General features: G+C 63.3%; 17 protein-coding genes. 9 read left to right on the top strand and 8 right to left on the bottom strand.

Annotated elements, in window-relative coordinates; genetic code table 11:
* The first annotated feature begins 41 nt into the window (after positions 1 to 41).
* From GWQ44_RS18315 to GWQ44_RS18295, 5 genes are all read left to right on the top strand, one after another.
* Entirely contained in the window at positions 42 to 1,376 is a 1,335-nt protein-coding gene (locus tag GWQ44_RS18315) for an aspartate aminotransferase family protein (protein WP_103740211.1), read from the top strand.
* Between the two features lie 168 nt (positions 1,377 to 1,544).
* Complete coding sequence (locus GWQ44_RS18310) at positions 1,545 to 2,219, top strand: helix-turn-helix transcriptional regulator (protein ID WP_275927963.1); 675 nt, start codon at positions 1,545 to 1,547, stop codon at positions 2,217 to 2,219.
* 89 nt (positions 2,220 to 2,308) lie between these two features.
* Positions 2,309 to 3,124 carry a molybdenum cofactor biosynthesis F family protein gene (locus GWQ44_RS18305; RefSeq protein WP_275927962.1) on the top strand — a complete coding sequence of 272 codons (816 nt, stop codon included), beginning with the start codon at positions 2,309 to 2,311 and terminating at the stop codon, positions 3,122 to 3,124.
* Positions 3,125 to 3,195: 71 nt separating this feature from the next.
* The gene (locus tag GWQ44_RS18300; protein ID WP_275927961.1) at positions 3,196 to 4,578 is read left to right on the top strand and encodes an aspartate aminotransferase family protein; all 1,383 of its coding nucleotides are present in this window, start codon (positions 3,196 to 3,198) and stop codon (positions 4,576 to 4,578) included.
* Positions 4,575 to 5,336, top strand: a complete 762-nt coding sequence (locus GWQ44_RS18295) for an SDR family oxidoreductase (RefSeq protein ID WP_275927960.1) — start codon at positions 4,575 to 4,577, stop codon at positions 5,334 to 5,336. Before GWQ44_RS18300 ends, GWQ44_RS18295 begins: the two co-directional genes overlap by 4 nt.
* An 87-nt stretch (positions 5,337 to 5,423) precedes the next feature.
* Here the strand turns inward: GWQ44_RS18295 and GWQ44_RS18290 are convergent, their stop codons facing one another.
* The 4 genes from GWQ44_RS18290 to GWQ44_RS18275 are packed head-to-tail and all read right to left on the bottom strand — an operon-like array spanning position 5,424 to position 9,238.
* Positions 5,424 to 6,518: a polyamine ABC transporter substrate-binding protein gene (locus GWQ44_RS18290; RefSeq protein WP_275927959.1), complete on the bottom strand. Its 1,095-nt coding sequence runs from the start codon at positions 6,516 to 6,518 to the stop codon at positions 5,424 to 5,426.
* Positions 6,519 to 6,566: 48 nt separating this feature from the next.
* Positions 6,567 to 6,908, bottom strand: a complete 342-nt coding sequence (locus GWQ44_RS18285; protein ID WP_016965302.1) for a cupin domain-containing protein — start codon at positions 6,906 to 6,908, stop codon at positions 6,567 to 6,569.
* Positions 6,909 to 6,964: 56 nt separating this feature from the next.
* Positions 6,965 to 8,371, bottom strand: coding sequence for an FAD-dependent oxidoreductase (locus GWQ44_RS18280; RefSeq protein ID WP_275927958.1), 1,407 nt, complete (start codon positions 8,369 to 8,371; stop codon positions 6,965 to 6,967).
* Between the two features lie 51 nt (positions 8,372 to 8,422).
* Positions 8,423 to 9,238, bottom strand: a complete 816-nt coding sequence (locus GWQ44_RS18275; RefSeq protein ID WP_103740235.1) for a helix-turn-helix domain-containing protein — start codon at positions 9,236 to 9,238, stop codon at positions 8,423 to 8,425.
* 278 nt (positions 9,239 to 9,516) lie between these two features.
* On the opposite strand from GWQ44_RS18275, the gene GWQ44_RS18270 reads away from it, so the two are divergent.
* Positions 9,517 to 9,786, top strand: a complete 270-nt coding sequence (locus GWQ44_RS18270; protein WP_042941150.1) for a DUF1652 domain-containing protein — start codon at positions 9,517 to 9,519, stop codon at positions 9,784 to 9,786.
* A 51-nt stretch (positions 9,787 to 9,837) separates the two neighbouring features.
* On the opposite strand, the gene GWQ44_RS18265 is transcribed toward GWQ44_RS18270, so the two are convergent.
* Positions 9,838 to 12,297, bottom strand: a complete 2,460-nt coding sequence (locus GWQ44_RS18265) for a UvrD-helicase domain-containing protein (protein ID WP_275927957.1) — start codon at positions 12,295 to 12,297, stop codon at positions 9,838 to 9,840.
* A gap of 274 nt (positions 12,298 to 12,571) precedes the next feature.
* Between GWQ44_RS18265 and GWQ44_RS18260 the strand changes: the two genes are divergently transcribed.
* The gene (locus GWQ44_RS18260) at positions 12,572 to 13,267 is read left to right on the top strand and encodes a pirin family protein (RefSeq protein ID WP_275927956.1); all 696 of its coding nucleotides are present in this window, start codon (positions 12,572 to 12,574) and stop codon (positions 13,265 to 13,267) included.
* A 76-nt stretch (positions 13,268 to 13,343) separates the two neighbouring features.
* Here GWQ44_RS18260 and pgm read toward each other — a convergent pair whose 3' ends face one another.
* Positions 13,344 to 14,990 (bottom strand): phosphoglucomutase (alpha-D-glucose-1,6-bisphosphate-dependent), encoded by a 1,647-nt coding sequence (gene pgm / locus GWQ44_RS18255; protein WP_275927955.1) that lies wholly within the window; start codon positions 14,988 to 14,990, stop codon positions 13,344 to 13,346.
* A 226-nt stretch (positions 14,991 to 15,216) separates the two neighbouring features.
* Positions 15,217 to 16,239 (bottom strand): zinc-dependent alcohol dehydrogenase family protein, encoded by a 1,023-nt coding sequence (locus tag GWQ44_RS18250; RefSeq protein ID WP_275927954.1) that lies wholly within the window; start codon positions 16,237 to 16,239, stop codon positions 15,217 to 15,219.
* A gap of 269 nt (positions 16,240 to 16,508) precedes the next feature.
* Between GWQ44_RS18250 and GWQ44_RS18245 the strand changes: the two genes are divergently transcribed.
* Complete coding sequence (locus GWQ44_RS18245; RefSeq protein ID WP_016965296.1) at positions 16,509 to 17,423, top strand: LysR family transcriptional regulator; 915 nt, start codon at positions 16,509 to 16,511, stop codon at positions 17,421 to 17,423.
* 50 nt (positions 17,424 to 17,473) lie between these two features.
* Here the strand turns inward: GWQ44_RS18245 and GWQ44_RS18240 are convergent, their stop codons facing one another.
* Positions 17,474 to 18,328, bottom strand: coding sequence for an SDR family oxidoreductase (locus GWQ44_RS18240; protein WP_275927953.1), 855 nt, complete (start codon positions 18,326 to 18,328; stop codon positions 17,474 to 17,476).
* A gap of 185 nt (positions 18,329 to 18,513) precedes the next feature.
* On the opposite strand from GWQ44_RS18240, the gene GWQ44_RS18235 reads away from it, so the two are divergent.
* On the top strand, positions 18,514 to 18,822 hold the full coding sequence (locus GWQ44_RS18235) for a winged helix-turn-helix transcriptional regulator (protein WP_345894548.1): 309 nt from the start codon (positions 18,514 to 18,516) through the stop codon (positions 18,820 to 18,822).

Raw genomic sequence — 18,822 nt, 5'->3', positions numbered from 1 at the left:
TAATAGCCCCACGCTGTCCGTGCGATTTCAGGAGACTCAACGTGAGCGAAGCAAGCCGTTTCTGGCACCCCATGCTGCACCCCAACGAAATGAAGCAACGCGAGCCGATCCGCATCGTTCGCGGCGATGGCTGCTATGTCTATGACGACAAGGGCCACCAGCTGGTGGACGGCGTTGCCGGGCTGTGGAACGTCAACGTCGGCCACAACCGCCAGGAAGTGAAGGCCGCCATCACCGCGCAGCTCGATGAGCTGGAGTACTTCCAGCTGTTCGACGGGGTCAGCCACCCACGGGCCGAGGAACTGTCCCGGGTAGTGATGAACCTGCTGGAGCCCGAGGACATGACCCGGGTGTCCTTCAGTTCCGGCGGCTCGGACGCCATCGAGAGCGCGCTGAAACTGGCCCGCCAGTACTGGAAGCTCGAAGGCCAGGCCGATCGCACCAAGTTCATCTCCCTGCGCCAGGGCTATCACGGCACCCATTTCGGGGGCGCCTCGGTCAACGGCAACACCGTGTTCCGACGCAACTACGAGCCTTTGCTGCCCGGCTGCTACCACATCGACACGCCCTGGCTGTACCGCAACCCCTACAGCCAGGACCCGGAGGAGCTGGGCAAGATCTGCGCCGACCTGCTGGAGCGGGAAATCCAGTTCCAGAGCCCGGACACCGTGGCGGCGTTCATTGCCGAGCCGATCCAGGGCGCGGGCGGCGTGATAGTGCCACCGGCCAACTACTGGCCGTTGATCCGCGAAGTCTGCGACAAGTACGGGGTCCTGCTGATCGCCGATGAAGTGGTCACCGGCTTCGGGCGCAGCGGCTCGATGTTCGGCAGCCGCCTGTGGGGCGTGAAACCCGACATCATGTGCCTGGCCAAGGGCATCACCTCGGGCTACATCCCGCTGGGCGCCACCGTGGTCAACCGCCGGGTCGAGGCGGCCTTCGAAAAGAACGCCAACTTCACCGGCGCCATCATGCACGGCTACACCTACTCCGGGCACCCAGTGGCCTGCGCTGCCGCCCTCGCCTGCCTGGACATCGTGGTCAAGGAAGACTTGCCGGCCAACGCCGCCAAAATGGGCGACTACATGCTCGGCAAGCTGCGGCCTTTCGTGGATCGTTTCGAAAGCGTCGGCGAAGTGCGCGGCCAGGGCCTGATGCTGGCCCTGGACCTGGTGGCGGACAAGACCACCCGCGAGCCCATCGACCCCATGAGCGGCTACGCCAATCAGGTGGCACAGATCGCCAGGGACAACGGCGTCATGGTGCGCCCGGTGGGCACCAAGATCATTCTCTCGCCGCCGCTGGTGATCCAGCAGGCCCAGGTGGACGCCATCGTCGATGCGCTGGCCGAGGGGCTGAGCCGGGCTCGCCGCTAATCGCCCTGACAGGCTGCGATCCATGGAGCCAAGATCGCGGCCTGGCTGGACCGAATACCTGCCAGGGAGGCCGCTTGCGTTTTGCACTGGTCGTGTGCCCAAGGCACAGGCCCGGAGTGTCAGCCCCGTTGCCAAAGCCCCTGCCCCACGGGCAGCCAGGAGACATCCATGACCGCGTCCACCTCGCTGCCCGGGGTCCATGAGCTGGGACAACGCTGCATTGCCGCCTTCACCCGGGTGGTGCCCGCCACCCTCTGCGCCTTCTACCGCATCGACCGGCAATTGCAGGCCCGGGACTTTTCGCTGTCCCGCATGCCCGAGCCGATGCACCAGGCCTACCTGCAACGCTACCGCCACTATGACCCGCTGCAACCGCGCCACTGCGCCGCCGCGGGACGTCCGGTGCTGTCGCTGCACATGGGCATGGCCCACCAGGGCCGCCACGCCACCGAGGTCTACCAGGGTTTTCTGCAACGCCACGGCGTGCTCGACGTGGTGGAAATCCTCGCCTGCGACGGCGAGCGCCCCATCGCCGGCCTGTCACTGCTGCGGGACAACGCCCTGGGGCATTTCAGCGTCGACGAACTGGGGACTCTGCAGGCCTTGCAGGGGCTGCTGGAAATCGCCGCCCTGGCGCCCTACTCCCAGGTCGACCAGCGCCTGGCGAACCTCACGCCCCGGGAGCGGGAAATCGCCTGGCTGCTGCGGGACGGCGCCGACAACAAGACCATCGCCAGACGCCTGGACCTGGGCCTGCCCACGGTCAAGACCCACCTGATCAACCTGTTCCGCAAGGTCGGCGTCGGTAATCGCACCGAACTGGTGAGCTCGCTGTTCCTTTGAGCGCGCCGCACCTCAACCATAAGGTTGATGGGCAGCGCCGCCACACGGATCGAACATGGGGCTCTCCTTCGGCAGACAAGAGCCTCGCCATGAATCAGCAACCTGAATGGATCACCGTCGGCGCCCTGGCGGACGGTTTTGCCAGCGACAACCACATCCTTCCCGCGATCGATGATCTGGCCGGTCGCACCCTGACCCTGTACTTCGATAATGGCTGGCAGATCGAGCATCGGTTCGATACCCAGCGCCTCAGCTGGAATGCCCCCGGCGAACCGGCGAGCGCCGCATGCCCCTATCGGGCCACCTCAGTGCGCCCAGGCTTCTACCTGGTGGACTTTCTCAAGCAGGAGCAAGGCCGGACTCACTCGGTGAGCCTGGTTCTGGACCTGCAACAACAGTGCTTCACCGCCGTCATCGGCCAGATGCCGACCCAGGCCGAGTGCAGCGTCGACCTGTTCAGCCGCGCCCTGGCCGGTGGCGAGCTGACCTCGGTCAAAGCCCAATTCCTGCATGGCAGCATCGATGCGCCCGTCCGGGCCGAGACGCCGCGACACTCGCCCAGCGACGAACTGATCGGTCTGCGCAACCACTACCTGTACAGCAGCAGCGAGGCCTATGAGCATGTCTACCTCAACGCCAACTTCTACAGCTGGCAATGCCTCAAGGGCGTGGAACAAGGTCTGGCGGACACCGATCGCTGCCATTACTACAAGATCGCCGAGCAGCTGTACCTGTTCGTCTGGCGCGAGAAGATCGTCCCGACCCTGGGCCTGGTGCTGATCGACCTGCAGGCCGGACGCAGCGACGGCAAGATCTTCGGCTATCAGGGCACGGACTTCAGCAATGCCGCCAACTTCCCGGTGGGGGCTCTGGCTCGGGTGCTCAATCGCACCCATCACGGCTGATTCCAGCGCCATAAAGGCCCATCGCCGGCCAGGCCGGCAACAACCGCCCACCTATCGCACAGGACACTTTCATGACTCTGGGTCTGGATCTGCAACGCGTCGCCAACCGTTACCAGGACGAACTGCAACGGTTCGCCGAGCAGCACCCGCGCTCCGGCGCCTTCTACCAGGAAAACCTCCAGCATTGGCTGTACGGCGCGCCATTGCACTGGATGCAGCAATGGCCCGGTGCCTACCCGATCATGGTCGCCGATGCCCGGGGCGCCACCCTGACCGACTGCGACGGCCATGAATACGCGGACTTTGCCCTGGGCGACACCGGCGCGATGTTCGGTCATGCCCAGCCGGCCGTGGCAGCGGCCATCGCCGATCAGGCGCTGCATGGCTCGACCCTGATGCTGCCCACTGCCGACAGCCTGTGGGTCGGCAAGGAACTGAGCCGGCGCTTTGGCCTGCCTTACTGGCAGGTCACCACCTCGGCCACCGACGCCAACCGCTTTGTCCTGCGCCTGTGCCGGATGATCACCGGGCGGCAGAAGGTCCTGGTGTTCAACTGCAACTACCACGGCAGCGTCGACGAATCCCAGGTGGAACTCGACGCCCAGGGCCGGATGATTCCCCGCGACGGCGTGCACGCCAACGGCCTGCAGCACCAGGCCACCACCCGACTGGTGGAGTTCAACGACCTGCCGGCCCTGGAAGCGGCCCTGGCCCATGGCGACGTGGCCGCGGTCCTCACCGAACCCTTCATGACCAACGTCGGCATGGTGCCGCCGGCCGCGGGCTTTCATGAAGGCCTGCGGGAACTGACCCGGCGCTTCGACGTGCCACTGATCATCGACGAAACCCATACCCTGTCCTGCGGACCGGGTGGCTATTGCGGCGAACAGGGGCTGGAGCCGGATTTCTTCGTCCTCGGCAAGTCCATCGCCGGAGGCATTCCCACGGCCGTGTGGGGCTGCAGCCGGGCCATGGCCGAGCGGATCTGGCAGGTGCTGCCGCATTTTCAGCCGGGTCAGGCCATCAATCACTTCGGCTTCGGCGGCACCCTGGCCGGCAACGCCCTGCAGATGGCCGCCATGCGCGCCACCTTCAGCGAAGTGATGACCCCGGAAAACTACGCGCGCATGTTCCGGCTGGCCGAACGCCTGCGGGCCGGGGTCGAGGCCATCATCAGCAAGCATCGCCTGCCCTGGCACGTGACCCGCATCGGCGCCCGGGTCGAGTACCTGTTCATGCAGCAGGCCCCGCGCAACGGCGGCGAAGCCCACCAGGCCCGCCACGGGCTGATCGAGGCCTATCTGCACCTGTACCTGCTCAATCGCGGGGTATTGCTGACGCCATTCCACAACATGGCCCTGCTCTGCCCGGACGCCAGCGAGGAGCAGGTCGACCTGCACAACCGGCTGCTGGATCAATGCCTGAGCCAGGTCCTGCAAGGTGCTCTGTCATGAGCCTGGAGCAACGCGGACGCATCGCCCTGGTCACAGGCTCCGGCCAGGGCATTGGCCGGGCCATCGCCCAGCTATTCGCCGCCCAGGGCGCCCAGGTCATGCTGGCGACCCGCAGCGCTGAAAACGGCAACGAAACCCTGCGCCTGATCCGCCAGGCCGGAGGAACCGCCGAGTTGCTGACCCTGGACCTGGCCAGCCGCGCAGCGGCCGAACAGGCCGTGGCGGCCACCCTGGAAACCTTTGGCGGGCTGGACCTGCTGCTGCACAACGCCGGGGGCTTCCCGATGCAGAAACTGGCCGAGCTTGAGGAACAGACCCTGGAGCACACCCTGGCGGTGAATCTGAAAAGCTGCTTCTGGCTGACCCAAGCCGCCCTGCCGGCATTGCGCCGGGCCCAACAGGCGCGGATTGTCGTGACCTCCTCGGTGACCGGTCCCCGCACGGCGATTCCCGGGCTGGCCCATTACGCCGCCTCCAAGGCTGGGGTCAATGGCTTCATTCGCGCCGCGGCACTGGAACTGGCGGAGTATGGAATCACCGTCAACGGCGTAGAGCCGGGGCTGATCGCCACCCAGGCCACGAACAACCTGGGGCATGGCTCGACGCTGTCCCGGGGCATTCCCCTGCAACGCCTGGGTACACCGCAGGACATCGCCTGGGCCATGCTGTTCCTGGCGTCCCGGCACGCGGGCTACATCACCGGCCAGACCCTGGTGGTGGACGGCGGTGCCCTGCTGCCGGAAAACAGCCAGTTGTAGAAGCTGGCTTGCCAGCGAAGACGCCCTCAGGGGTACGAGGCCTCTTCGCCGGCAAGCCGGTTGCCATGCGCTTAGGAGCGCTGGGGATCAACTGCCGCTGCGGATCTTGTTCCACAACCGGGTGCGGATGCGGTCGATGTTCAGGGGCATGGCCTCCAGGGCAAACAGCTTGTCCATCATCGCCGGGCTCGGGTAGACCTTGGTGTCATTCTTGATCGAGGGGTCGATCAGGCTGTCGGCTTGCTGGTTGCCGTTGGCGTAGTGCACGTAGTTGCTGATAGCAGCCATCACGTCGGGACGCAGCAGGTAGTTCATGAAGGCGTAACCGGCCTGTTCGTTCGGCGCGTCCACCGGCATGGCCACCATGTCGAACCAGATCGGCGAGCCTTCCTTGGGAATCGAGTAGCCGATCTCCACGCCGTTCTTCGCCTCCCGCGCGCGGCTTTCCGCTTGCAGAATGTCCCCGGAAAAACCCACCGCCACGCAGATGTTGCCGTTGGCCAGGTCGCTGGTGTACTTCGACGAATGGAAGTAGCTGACATAAGGCCGGACCTTCATCAGCAGGGCTTCGGCCTGCTTGTAGTCGGCGGGATTCTTGCTGTGGTGCGCCAACCCCAGGTAGTTCAGGGCCGTGGGAATCAGTTCCGGGCCATTGTCGAGGATCGCCACCCCGCACTTCTGCAGCTTCTGCATGTACTCGGGCTTGAAAATCAGGTCCCAGGAGTCCAGCGGGGCGTCATCGCCCAGCACTTCCTTGATCTTGGCTACGTTGTAGCCGATCCCGGTACTGCCCCACAGATAAGGGAAGCCGTGCTGGTTGCCCGGGTCGTTGACCTCCAGTGCCTTGAGCAGCACCGGATTGAGGTTCTTCCAGTTGGGCAACTGGCTCTTGTCGAGCTTCTTCAGGGCGCCGCCCTGGATCTGCCGGGCCATGAAGTGGTTGGAGGGAAACACCACGTCGTAACCGGATTTGCCGGTCATCAACTTGCCATCCAGGGTTTCGTTGCTGTCGTAGACGTCGTAAGTGAAGCCGATCCCGGTTTCCTTCTGGAACGCCTTGGTGGTGTCCGGGGCGATGTAGTCCGACCAGTTGTAGATCTTCACCGTGTCGGCGGCCTGGGCCAGGGAAGCGCCGAACAACAGTGCATTGAATAACAGCAAAGCGCGGTTTTTGCGGATCATGAATCGTTACCTGTGGCTGGTTTTGTTATTGGCAGGCAATCAAGGGGATCAGAAAATCAAGACGTAGGTCTTGCGCACCGTTTCCTGGATATCCCAGATCCCGGTGCTGTTGGCCGGCAACATCAGTGCATCGCCGGCTTCTATGTGCAGGGGTTCGCCATCGTCGGGGGTGAAGGTGCAACGCCCCTGGATGAAGTGACAGAACTCCTGGGCGACGATCTGGCGCCGCCAGCGCCCCGGAGTGCATTCCCAGATCCCGGTTTCGACCCCGTCGTTGCGCTCGACGGCAGTCACCGACGTCACCGCCACCGGGGTGCCCAGGGGCACGGCGACCGGCGTCGATTGGTCCAGGGTGACACTGGCGGTGTTCTTGAATTGCGTGATGCTCATGGCTCTACCTTTCACTGGAAAACCCGAACGGACAGCGTTCGGAACAAAAGACCGGTTCAGTGCATGAAGCCTTCCATGAATCCGGCGACCCGACTGGCCATGCGCCGCCGCCACGGGGCCGACGCCGGGTTGGCCAGGGTCTGGTCTTCATGGACGAAGCTGCGAATGATTGCGTTGTAACCCAGCCAGCGGCACGGTTCCGGCTCCCAGGCCCGCAGGGCCTCCAGGCGGCTTTGCGGCAGCACCCAGGGTTGGCGCACCAGCGCCGTGTCGCGCTCGAGGATCAGGTCGGCCAAGGTCCGGCCCCCCAGGTTGCTGGCACCGACGCCCTCTCCACCGTAGCCGCCGGACAGGGCGATGCCCTTGCGCCGGTCGCACAGCATGTGCGGCTTGAAGTGCCGGGACATGCCCAGGTTGCCGCCCCAGGAATGGGTGATGCGCACGTTCTTGAGTTGCGGGAACAGTTCACCGAACAGGTAGCGGCGCAGTTCCACTTCGTCCCGGGTCAGGTCGAAGTCATGGCGCAGCTTGCCGGCGAACTGATAGCCGCCGCGGGCGCCGAACACCAGGCGGTTGTCCCGGGAGCGCTGGCCGTAGGTGACCTGGCGGCTGCTCTCGCTGAAGGCCTGGCCCTGGCTCAGGCCGATCTCGTCCCAGATCGACTCCGCCAGCGGCTCGGTGGCCACCAGCAGGCTTTGCACCGGCAGTTGATAACGGCCCAGGGGCGGCAGGGTCACCGAATAGCCCTCCACCGCCGGCACTATCCAGTGACTGCGCACGGCGGCCCTGGCGGTCTTGAGGCTGCCGGACTGCCAATGACTCACCGGACTGTTCTCGTAGATGCTCACCCCCAGGCGTTCCACCGCCCGGGCCAGGCCACGCACCAGCCGGGCCGGCTGAATGGTCGCGCAGTGCTTGGCGTAGATGCCGCCATAGGGCTTGGCCACGCGGATCTGCTGGGCCAGTTGTTGCGGGTTCAGCCAGTGGTAGTCGTCCGGGCCCAGGCCTTGGGCGTAAAGCTTGTCCAGGTACTGGCGCAGGCTGGTTTCCTGCTCGGGATAGCGCGCCGCGCAGTAAAGCACCCCGCCTTTGCGGTAATCGCAGTCGATGCCTTCACGTTCGAGGACATTGGCCACTTCATCGGGAATGCCGTGCAGCAGATCGTAGGAAGCCCGGCGCTCCTGCGGCGACAGCCCGGCCAGCAGCCGGTCCTCCCCCAGCAGATTGCCCATCAACCAGCCGCCATTGCGGCCCGAGGCGCCAAAACCGGCGGTCTGGGCCTCGATCACCGCCACCTTGAGCTGCGGTGCCTGGCGCTTGAGGTAATAGGCGGTCCACAGGCCGGTGTAACCGGCGCCGATGATCGCCACGTCCAGGTCCAGGTCCTGCTCCAGCGCCGGCCGCGGCAGCAGCGGCTCGTCGAGCTGGTCCATCCACAAACTGATACTGCGCCACGCTGGCATGCAAGCACTCCGCAACCCGAATTTCGAATGCGGCGATCCTAGTGCCTGTGTTCAGGGGTTGTCTTGCGCGCGGGCACGCAAAGAAATTTGCTTGGCGTAGGCCTTGGGCGACTGCCCGGTGTGCTGGCGGAAACAGCTGTAGAACGCCGACAGTGAATTGAACCCGGCGGCAAAGGCCAGTTCATCGACCCGCAGTGGCGGCACGGCCTGGTCGAGGGCGCTTAGCACATGCTGCAGGCGTGCCTGATTGACATAGCGGTAGAAGCTCTGCCCCAGCACCTGATTGAGCAGATAGGAAATCTGATTGCGGCTGTAGCCGCATTCGCGGGCCACCCGCTGCAGGTCCAGTTCCGGGTCGAGGTACGGTTGCTGACGCTGGAAATACTGCTGCAGGTCCTCGGCCATGAACCCCAGCTGGCGCGGCGACAGGCCCAGGCGGCTGGCGGCCGGGCGCTGGCTGCCGGAAGCCTTGCCCGCCCCGGGTGCTCGCACCAGGGACGCGTACTCATTGACTCGCCAGATCAGCCCATCGCGCACGGTGATGGCCTCGCTGGCGCGGAACGACACCAGCCCCTGGCCGCCGCGCAAGGTCACCTGGTACTGGATAAAGGCGGTGTCGCCATCCAGGCGAATCCGATCGCAATGCTCCAGGGCCTCGTCGGGGGCCCGGGGCATGCTGGCCTGCACATACTCGCGCAGCTCGTCGAGGCCCAGGGTGCGATTCTGGAAAAAATCGTTGTACTGAATCTCGGGGTGATACAGCGCCATCACGCCATCAAGGTCGCGGTGCTTCCAGCACAGGTGATAACGCATCACGGTTTCACCGGTGGCCTGGGTTTGCAGCGGCCCGTCATCAGGGGCAGACATAGGTTTCTCGAACAGCAAAAGGCGCAGCTTGCCCAACTTGCGCAGCGGCTTCAACGACCACCCGCACACCGCGGATCGTGGCACGACAATGGCACTGCGCGCCAAGACATGACCTGCATCATGAATCCGACAGACAACTGCCGGACGGCGGGCAAAAAAACGCCGGGCTGTCATCAGCCGGTGCTACTTTTATAGCCTCAAGCGAGCGGATCAATGACGATCGGCTCGTCCCTACCGCGAGCACAAGGAAGCGCTCAATGAACCAGGGTGGGCCACCGATGAACAGAGTCTGGGCCAGTAAAGTCACCTTTCCCAACGCCTGCCAGCTGATGCGCTGGCATTTCCATCCCCTGGGCTTCGAAGCCAGCATGGATGCGCCCGGCAGCATGATCGCCAGGCTCTTCGACCGTGCCAGCGGCGAAACCATGATTGCCATCGCCGGCATTCCCTGTGCCACGGTGATGAGCGCGGCGGATGTCGAACGAATAATCGAAGCCGTGGAGGACGAACTGGAAGCCTTTGCTCCCTCTCTGGCGCTCAAGGCCTGAAACGCGGCCTCCGCGATTGAAGCCCGCCTGACCGGCGGGCTTTTTTCATGCTCACTGTCGCAGGTCGCGGAAATATGGCTTGTCGCGGGGCACCCGGTCCGAAGCCTTGGGCGCATTGCCCGCCGCCGATTCCTGGGGATCGACGTACCAGTAGCAATGCTTGACCGCGCGGGTGATGCCCACATAGGCCAGGCGCAGGATCTCGTCTTTCTGCGCATTGTCGTAAGGCTCGGCGTCGCCATCCTTGCCCAGCCCGGCCTGGCGGTAGACCTGATTCTTGTAGGGCGAGCTGCTCAGGTGCTGGCAATCGCCCAGCAGGAACACGGCATCCGCCTGCAGGCCCTTGGCGCTGTGGTAAGTCAATTGCTTAAGCCGGCGGGCCGACGGCGGCAAGCTAGAATCAACATTAACTATTTTTGAAATATGCTCTTCAATCAACAACTTATCGCTAGTTTTTCGAAACAGCATCAAGATCGAATCACCCTGGCGGTAATGCTCTGCCAGGCGTTGGGCCAGGTCCTGATCGTTCCGATCCAGCACCTGCACCGGCCACAACTCCCGCTCCTCGCCAGCCGCCTTGGCCTTCTTGCCGGCAATGGCCGGGGCTGCACGGACAATGTGCTCGGCGGCGTCGATCACGTGCTGATGACTGCGGTAGTTCTCGCTGAGCATCACCCGCGTGGTGCCCGGCGACGGGAACTCCTTGTTGAACTCGATGAAGTACTTCGGCGAGCTGCCGCGCCAGCCGTAGATCGACTGCCAGTCGTCGCCGACACAGAGCAAGGATGAATGCTGGGCCCCACGCCCCAGGTTCAAGGCCGCGCCACGGCGGCGGATCTCGCGCAGGCTGGCCTTGATCCAGGAAACGATCTGCGGCGAAACATCCTGAAATTCGTCGATCATCAGGTGCGACAGCGGCCGCAGGCAGGCATCGCTGAGCAGCTTGAAGTTTTCCGGCGAGCGCTCGCTGAACAGGGCGAACATCCGGTTGTAGCTCATGATCGGTGGCGACTGATCCAGCAGGTGGTCTTCCAGGGCTCGCCAGAACAGGCTCAGGGCCTCGAAGAAGAAGCGATCCGGGTCGTCCTGCGCAAAGCTCATGCCGGCCACGGCGTCCCCGACCTCCAGCCCCAGGTTCTCGATAAAGCCGGCTGCCGCGACGAAGCAGTCCAGCAAGGGCGCCGAAGCCAGCTCGCCCTTGACCCGGTAATCAAAGCCCGGCCCCGCACTGACCTGGGCGGAAAAGGCCCCCGACACGCGCTTTGCACCTTCATAACTATCAAGCCAAATCAATGGCTTACGACAGAAAGCTTGAAACAGGGTGCGCTTTACAGCGCATTCGGCGCGCAGCGTCAGCTTGGCCCCGGGCCGGGTAATCTGCGGGCTCTCCCGAGGGTCGAAACCCAGCACGACCCAGGCATCCAGTTCGGCGGCATAACCATGGCAGTAGAAGGTCGAACCGTTGATCTCAAAACTCTGGCGCTTTGGCTCAATCCCCTGAATCGGCCAGGCACCGGCACGCAGCCACAGGTCTTCCACGGTGTCGCACAGCTCTTCGTCGCGCTTGGCGGCCAATTCGGTGACCGCCATGCGCTTTTGCACATCCGGGTGATCGCGTTCCAGCTCCCTCTGCTGCAAGGCGTAGCGCGCCAAGGGCTTCAACGCCAGGCGAAAGCGCTCATCACTGCGATACAGCGCCTGATAACAGGCATTGAGGTGCCGGCGCTGGGCATCGTTGATGCGCAGGTCGAAGGGATTGCTGTCCACGTCCTCCTCGGCACCTTGCGGGCGCTCGCTGAGGTTCTCGAAGGCCTGCAAGCGCTCGAACCCCGGCAGGCTGCGCACCATGGGCAGGATCCGCGAATGGAAGGTGCGCACCAGATCCCGGGCCTCCCGGGGCGCGAGCACCCGCCCCCACAGGGCGAAGACCTCCACCAACTTGCTGATGAAGTCCTTGCGCGACTCGCGGGTGAAGGTCACCACGGTCATGGAGTCCAGCTCGAATCCCAGGTAATGGCTGAGCAGCAACAGACGCAACACCAGCGACGTCGACTTGCCGGCCCCGGCCCCGGCAATCACCGCCGTGGCCGGTGTGTCGCTGAAGATCATCTTCCACTGCGCGGCGCTGGGCTGAGCCTGGGCCGGCAACAAGCGGGCGACATCGGCCTTGAAGCGCTTCTTCAGCTCTGCGGTCAAGGGCAGGCGCCAGTCGTCGAACAACCGGTCATCCACCCCTGGCGGGCGGTGCTCGGTGTTGCGGCTGTCACGGATCAACAACACCTGGCGGCCTTCTTCCAACCCCTCAAGACGGCCCTCCTTGTAGCCGTATTCCACTCCCGCCGTGTGACCACTGCGAAAGCCGTCGGCCTGACCGTGCAGCCAGGAAGCCCGATGCTGGGCCCGCAGGCGGTTCAGGCCATGACCGAAGAAACGCGCGGCCAGGCGCTTCAACAAGGGCATCTGGGCCAGGGGCAAAAGCTCGGGGGGCAGATCGGAATTGTGTTGCGACACGCGGACTCCAAGGGGGTGAGGCTGAGCGGTAATGGTCGCCGGATTTATTCCTGGTATCCAGCGAATTGCTTGCAGGTCATTAACTTAAGCGATGAACCGAAGGTTTAACACCAAGATTCCGACAAAATAATCATCTAATTTTACGATTGGATTACGGCATTTTTTGCGCTTTTTATCGATCAATGACTGATAGAAGATGCACGCCATCAACCAACGGTTATCGTTTTTGGCCCGAGTAAAAGGCGCCATGGCGAAGCCTCATGAGGAGACGATCATGCTTGAACTCAGACCCTTCAGCTCCCTGGGCGGCGCACACCACGGCTGGCTGGATGCTCATCACCATTTTTCCTTCGCCCAATACCATGACCCCAAGCGCATGCACTGGGGCAACCTGCGGGTCTGGAACGATGACGTGATCGCCCCCGGCACCGGCTTTCCCCTGCACCCGCACCGGGACATGGAAATCATTACCTACGTCCGCGAAGGCGCCATCAGCCATCAGGACAACCTGGGCAACAAGGGCCGCACCGAGGCCGGCGACGTACAGGTCATGAGCGCCGGGACCGGGATCGCCCACAGCGAATACAACCTGGAAGCCACGCCGACCAAGATTTTCCAGATCTGGATCATTCCCAACCAGGCCGGCTCCGCGCCGTCCTGGGGCGCCAAGCCTTTTCCCAAGGGCCAGCGCGAGGGTTTTGTGACCCTGGCCAGCGGCAAGGACGGCGACGAGGAAAGCCTGCGCATTCGAGCCGATGCCCGGCTGGTGGCGGCCAATCTGAAGGCTGGGGAAACCGCCGAGTACCATCTGGACGCTGGACGCCGGGCCTATCTGGTGCCCGCTACCGGAGTGATCGAGATCAACGGCTTGCGCGCCGAAGCTCGAGACGGGGTTGCCGTCGAGGATGAACGGGTGCTGCGAGTGAGCGCGCTGCAGGACAGTGAAATCGTCCTGGTGGATCTGGCGTGAAGCGCAGCGGCAACTAAAAAGGGGCGACCGTGATGGTCGCCCCTTTTTTTCGCCAGCAAGCCGGCTCCTACGTGAATCAGTTGCCGCTGATGGCGGTGTCCACCAGGGTCTGGGCTTCCTGAACCAGTTGCTTGAGGTGATCGTCACCGATGAAGCTTTCGGCGTAGATCTTGTAGATGTCCTCGGTGCCGGACGGGCGTGCGGCGAACCAGCCGTTCTCGGTCATGACTTTCAGGCCGCCAATGGCCTGATCGTTGCCCGGGGCCTGGCTGAGGATCTGCTGGATCGGCTCGCCGGCCAGCTGGGTCGAGGTCACTTGTTGCGGCGAGAGCTTGCTGAGCAAGGCCTTCTGCTGCGGGTTGGCCTTGGCATCGACCCGCACCGAGAAAGGTTCGCCCAACTCATCGCACAGGGCGCGATAAGCCTGGCTCGGATCGCGACCGGTGCGCGCGGTCATTTCAGCGGCCAGCAGCGACGGGATCAGACCGTCCTTGTCGGTGCACCAGACGCCACCGTCCTTGCGCAGGAACGAGGCACCGGCGCTTTCTTCACCACCAAAGCCCAGGGATCCGTCGAACAGGCCGTCGGCAAACCACTTGAAGCCCACGGGCACTTCGTACAGGCGGCGGCCCAGACGCGCGGCCACCCGATCGATCAGGCCGCTGCTGACCACGGTCTTGCCCACGGCGGCATCGGCACGCCATTGCGGACGGTTCTGGAACAGGTAGTCGATGGACACCGCCAGGTAGTTGTTCGGCGCCAGCAGGCCGCCGCTGGGGGTGACGATGCCGTGGCGGTCGTGATCGGGGTCGCAGGCGAAGGCCACTTCGAAGCGCTCCTTCAGGCCGATCAATCCTTGCATGGCGTAGCTGGAGGATGGGTCCATGCGGATCTGTCCATCCCAATCCACCGACATGAAACGGAAGGTGGCGTCCACCTGCTTGTTCACCACCTCCAGATCAAGGCGGTAGTGTTCGGCGATGGCCGACCAGTAGCGCACCCCTGCTCCACCCAGCGGATCCACGCCCAGGCGCAGCTTGGCGTTGCGGATGGCATCCAGGTCGATGACGTTGATCAGGTCGGCGACGTAGGTATTGAGGTAGTCATGGCGATGGGTGGTATCGGCCTTCAGCGCCTGCTCGTAGCTGATGCGCTTGACTCCGGCCAGCTTGGCCGCCAGCAGTTCGTTGGCCTTGGCTTCGATCCACTTGGTGATGTGGGTATCGGCCGGGCCGCCATTGGTGGGGTTGTACTTGTAGCCGCCGCTTTGTGGCGGGTTGTGGGACGGAGTGATGACGATCCCGTCCGCCAGGCCAGAGGTACGGCCGCGGTTGTAGCAGAGAATGGCATGGGACACCGCCGGGGTCGGGGTGTACTCGTCACCGGCAGCGATCATCACCGTCACGCCGTTGGCCGCCAGGACTTCCAGGGCGCTGGCCCCGGCCGGGGTCGACAGGGCGTGGGTATCGATGCCGACAAACAGCGGCCCGGTGATGCCCTGGGCTTCACGGTACAGGCAAATGGCCTGACTGATGGCCAGGACGTGCCATTCATTGAAACTCAGATCGAACGAACTGCCGCGATGTCCGGAGGTGCCGAAAGCCACGCGCTGGGTAGGCACCGAGGCATCGGGTTGACCGGTGTAATACGCCGTAACCAGTCGCGGGATGTCGACCAGCAATTCAACCGGTGCCGGTTTACCCGCAAAAGGACTGAGAGTCATGCAAAACCTCTGGAAAAGGATGGTTCGGGAATGGAGCGCAGTTTACTGGCAGTTTGACCGCAGCGCGATGGAATCTATCCCGCCCCGCCGCGCTTTTCTGTAGGCGTCGGCCGGCCGGCAAAAGGCTCCGGGAACCCCGTGCAGATTTTAAGAGGGGCTTCGCCAACCGGCCGAAAGCCAGGGGCGCAGATACAAAAACGCCAGGCTAGGCCTGGCGTTGGAGTCATCAGGCCGGTTCGACCTGCAGAGCCACCCGTTCGCGGCATGGACACTCGTCCATGTAACGGTGCGCCTCGACAAATTCGCTGAACGGAAAGACCCGGGTCTTCAAAGGCACCAGCACTCGATCCGCAGTCAGTTGGTTGATGTCGCGCAGCGCGCGCTGCAAGGCCACCTGGTCCTGAATGATCCCCAGCTCGGGCTTGCCGGTGAAATTGCCGATGCAGTGGACGAAGAACTGAATGTTCTTCTGGAACGCGGCACAGGCCGGGAACGGTGTCTGGTTGCCACCTTGCAAGCCATACAGCACCAGGCTGCCACGGGGCGCGAGGACATCGCCAAGCATCGACATCTGCGGACCGCCCAGGCCATCGAACACCACGTCGACCCCGCGATTGTCGGTGAGCTTGTTGATCTGCATCAGCAGGTCCTGCTCCTCGGTGACTATGACCTTCTCGGCACCCAGGGACAGCAGGTACTCACGCTCTTCAGCGGTCTTGGTGGCAGCAATCACCCGCACACCCAGGGCCTTGCCCAACTGCACAAAGGACGGGCCGGCACAGTGGCTGGCGTCGGTGACCAAAGCGAATTGCCCGGGCTTGACCCGCGCCAGATCGACGTAGGCGAAATAGGCGATCAACAGCGGCGTGTAATGCACGGCCGCCTCGATGGGGCTCAGCACCTCCGGGTAGCGGGTCAGGGCCGAGCGCGGCAGGACGATCAGTTCGCCGTAGACCGGATAATCATTGGGACTTTCGGCGGGAAAGCTGGCGACCTTGTCACCGACCGCCAGGTCGTCGACGCCCTCGCCCACTGCGGTGACCACGCCGGCCATTTCATGCCCCAGCCCAGATGGCAGGCGGGCATGGGACGACGCCAGGTTCTGCCGCCAGAGCACGTCGTACCAACTGATACCAATGGCTTCGACTCGTACCTGCACTTCGCCTGGCGCAGGCAACGAGGCCGCATGCTCTTCGCATTTGAGCACCTCGGCCGGTCCAAACTTGTGAAAACGAATCGTGCGGGACATCGCAAACCTCGTCAAATTAACCTCTAATGCCGCGAACTTTATCCGGGCTTTGAAAGCAAGACTATCAGTGCCTATTAATAGTCGACATGTCTGTCATTGATTCCGTGCCCTTGATCAGCGGGGCGGACAGCACTTCCCGTGCGCGGCCTGACTACAAACAAAAACATTTAGCCGGTGCAGAGTACCAGCCTTTACCCGTAAGATTCACGCCGACCTTTTTACCCAAAGGGTCGCTCCCGTCAAGTTCGCTGACTCTGCCAGGACTCCAGATGAATCGTAATGACCTGCGTCGTGTCGACCTGAACCTGTTGATCGTGTTCGAAACCCTGATGCACGAACGCAGCGTGACCCGCGCCGCCGAGAAGCTGTTTCTTGGCCAGCCGGCCATCAGCGCCGCCTTGTCGCGCCTGCGCAATCTGTTCGACGACCCCCTGTTCGTGCGTACTGGCCGCAGCATGGAGCCTTCGGCCCGAGCCGTGGAGATCTTCGCCCTGCTCTCGCCGGCCCTGGACTCGATTTCCACCGCCGTCAGTCGCGCCGCCGAATTCGATCCCGCCACCAGCACCGCGGTGTTCCGGATCGGCCTGTCCGACGATGTGGAATTCGCCCTGCTGCCCATGCTGCTCAAGCGCCTGCGGGCCGAGGCCCCGGGTATCGTCCTGGTGGTGCGTCGGGCCAACTACCTGCTGATGCCGTCGCTGCTGGCCTCCGGTGAAATCTCCATCGGCGTCAGCTACACCGCCGACCTGCCGGCCAATGCCAAGCGCAAGGTATTGCGCCGCAGCCTGCCCAAACTGCTGCGTGCCGACACCGTTCCGGGCGCCCTGAGCCTGGACGACTTCTGCGCCCGCCCCCATGCCCTGGTGTCGTTCGCCGGGGACCTGAGCGGCTTTATCGATGAAGAACTGGAGAAGCTCGGACGCAAGCGCCATGTGGTACTGGCCGTGCCGCAATTCAACGGCCTGAGCACCCTGCTGGCCGGCACCGACATCCTCGCCACCGTCCCCGACTACACCGCCGAGGCCCTGACCGCCGCCGGCGGCGTACGCGCCGAAGACCCGCCCCTGCCGGTGCGCAGCTTCGAGTTGCACATGGCCTGGCGCGGCTCCCAGGACAACGACCCGGGAGAGCGCTGGTTGCGCTCGCGGATTCAGATGTTCTTCGGCGATCCGGATAGTCTTTAATCGATATGGCCTGAACACCTGCAGCAACGCCGCGGCAGGCCAAGGCGATATCAGTGCTTGAGCGCCGCGCTGACGGATTGAGCAATCGGCGTCGTTGGACGACCCAGCAAACGACTCAGTTGGCGCGAGTCATCAAACAGATCGCCTTTAGCTGCCGCGGCGTCAGAGTCCGCGAGCAACCCGGCGAGCCCCTCTGGCAGGCCCATGCCCAGCAGTGCCGCTTTGTATTGCTCGGGTGGAAGATCGTTGTAAACCACGGTTTTACCGGATTGCCTGCCTACTTCCGCAGCCAGTTCTGATAACGAGTAGCTCTCATCACCGGCCAACTCGTAAACCATCCCTGCCTGCCCCTCGCTGGTGAGCACCCGGGCCGCGGCGTCAGCATAATCTTCTCGGGCTGCGGAAGAGATTCGACCTAGTTGCGCACTGCCCAAAATAGCTCCGTGCTCAACAGCAGGCGGCACGCTGGCGGTGTAGTTCTCGCTGTACCAACCATTACGCAGCAGTACGTAAGCCAATCCGGACTCCGCCAGCGCCTGCTCGGTATCCCGGTGTTCGACTGTCAGGCCCAGCGTCGAGGTGTCTGCATGCAGCAGGCTGGTGTACGCCAGAAGTTGCACGCCAGAAGATTTGGCCGCTGCAATCACGGCGCGATGCTGTGCCTTACGCTGACCGACCTCGCTTGATGAAATCAGCAGTAGACGCTCAATACCGACCAGGGCTCTGTGCAGGGTTTCAGGCTGGTCGTAATCTGCTTGGCGCACGACAACGCCTTGGGCACTGAGATCCTGAGCCTTGAGCGGATCGCGGACCAACGCGACGATTTCGTGCGGGTTGACGGTTTCAAGCAGCGACGCGATGACAAGACGGCCCAATTGGCCGGTGGCGCCTGTGATAGCAAGCATGAGGAGAGCCTTGATTCAAAATGGAAGAGTGATCATCCTACGGTCAAAACTAACTATTAGTAAGTACGTACAAAAAGGTAAGTACAGTGAATACCCGAGACGAGCGCCCTCACCCTTTTTCCGAAAAAATACGTCGCGGCGAATTGCTGCAAGCTGATTGCCCTTCCCGGGACGTGCTCAAGCATATGACCAGCCGCTGGGGCGTCCTGGTGCTGGTGGTGCTTTTGGGAGGCACGCATCGCTTTAGCGAACTACGTCGAAAAATCGATGGCGTCAGCGAAAAAATGCTTTCGCAGACACTTCAGGGGCTGGAGGGCGACGGGCTTGTCCACCGGCTTTCCCGACCGGTAGTCCCGCCCTATGTGGAGTACAGTTTGACGCCCTTGGGCAACGCCGCAGCGACCAAGGTTGAGGCGATGGCTGATTGGATTGAAGAGAATCTGCACGAGATCATGCAGTTCAGACGAGAGCACGCGGTTGAAGAAAGGACCTGA

Source organism: Pseudomonas sp. 3MA1 (assembly GCF_029237275.1).
GTDB classification, from domain to species: domain Bacteria; phylum Pseudomonadota; class Gammaproteobacteria; order Pseudomonadales; family Pseudomonadaceae; genus Aquipseudomonas; species Aquipseudomonas fluorescens_AP.
Note: the sequence above shows the minus strand (reverse complement) of the source record. Positions and strands in the feature narration are given on the sequence as shown.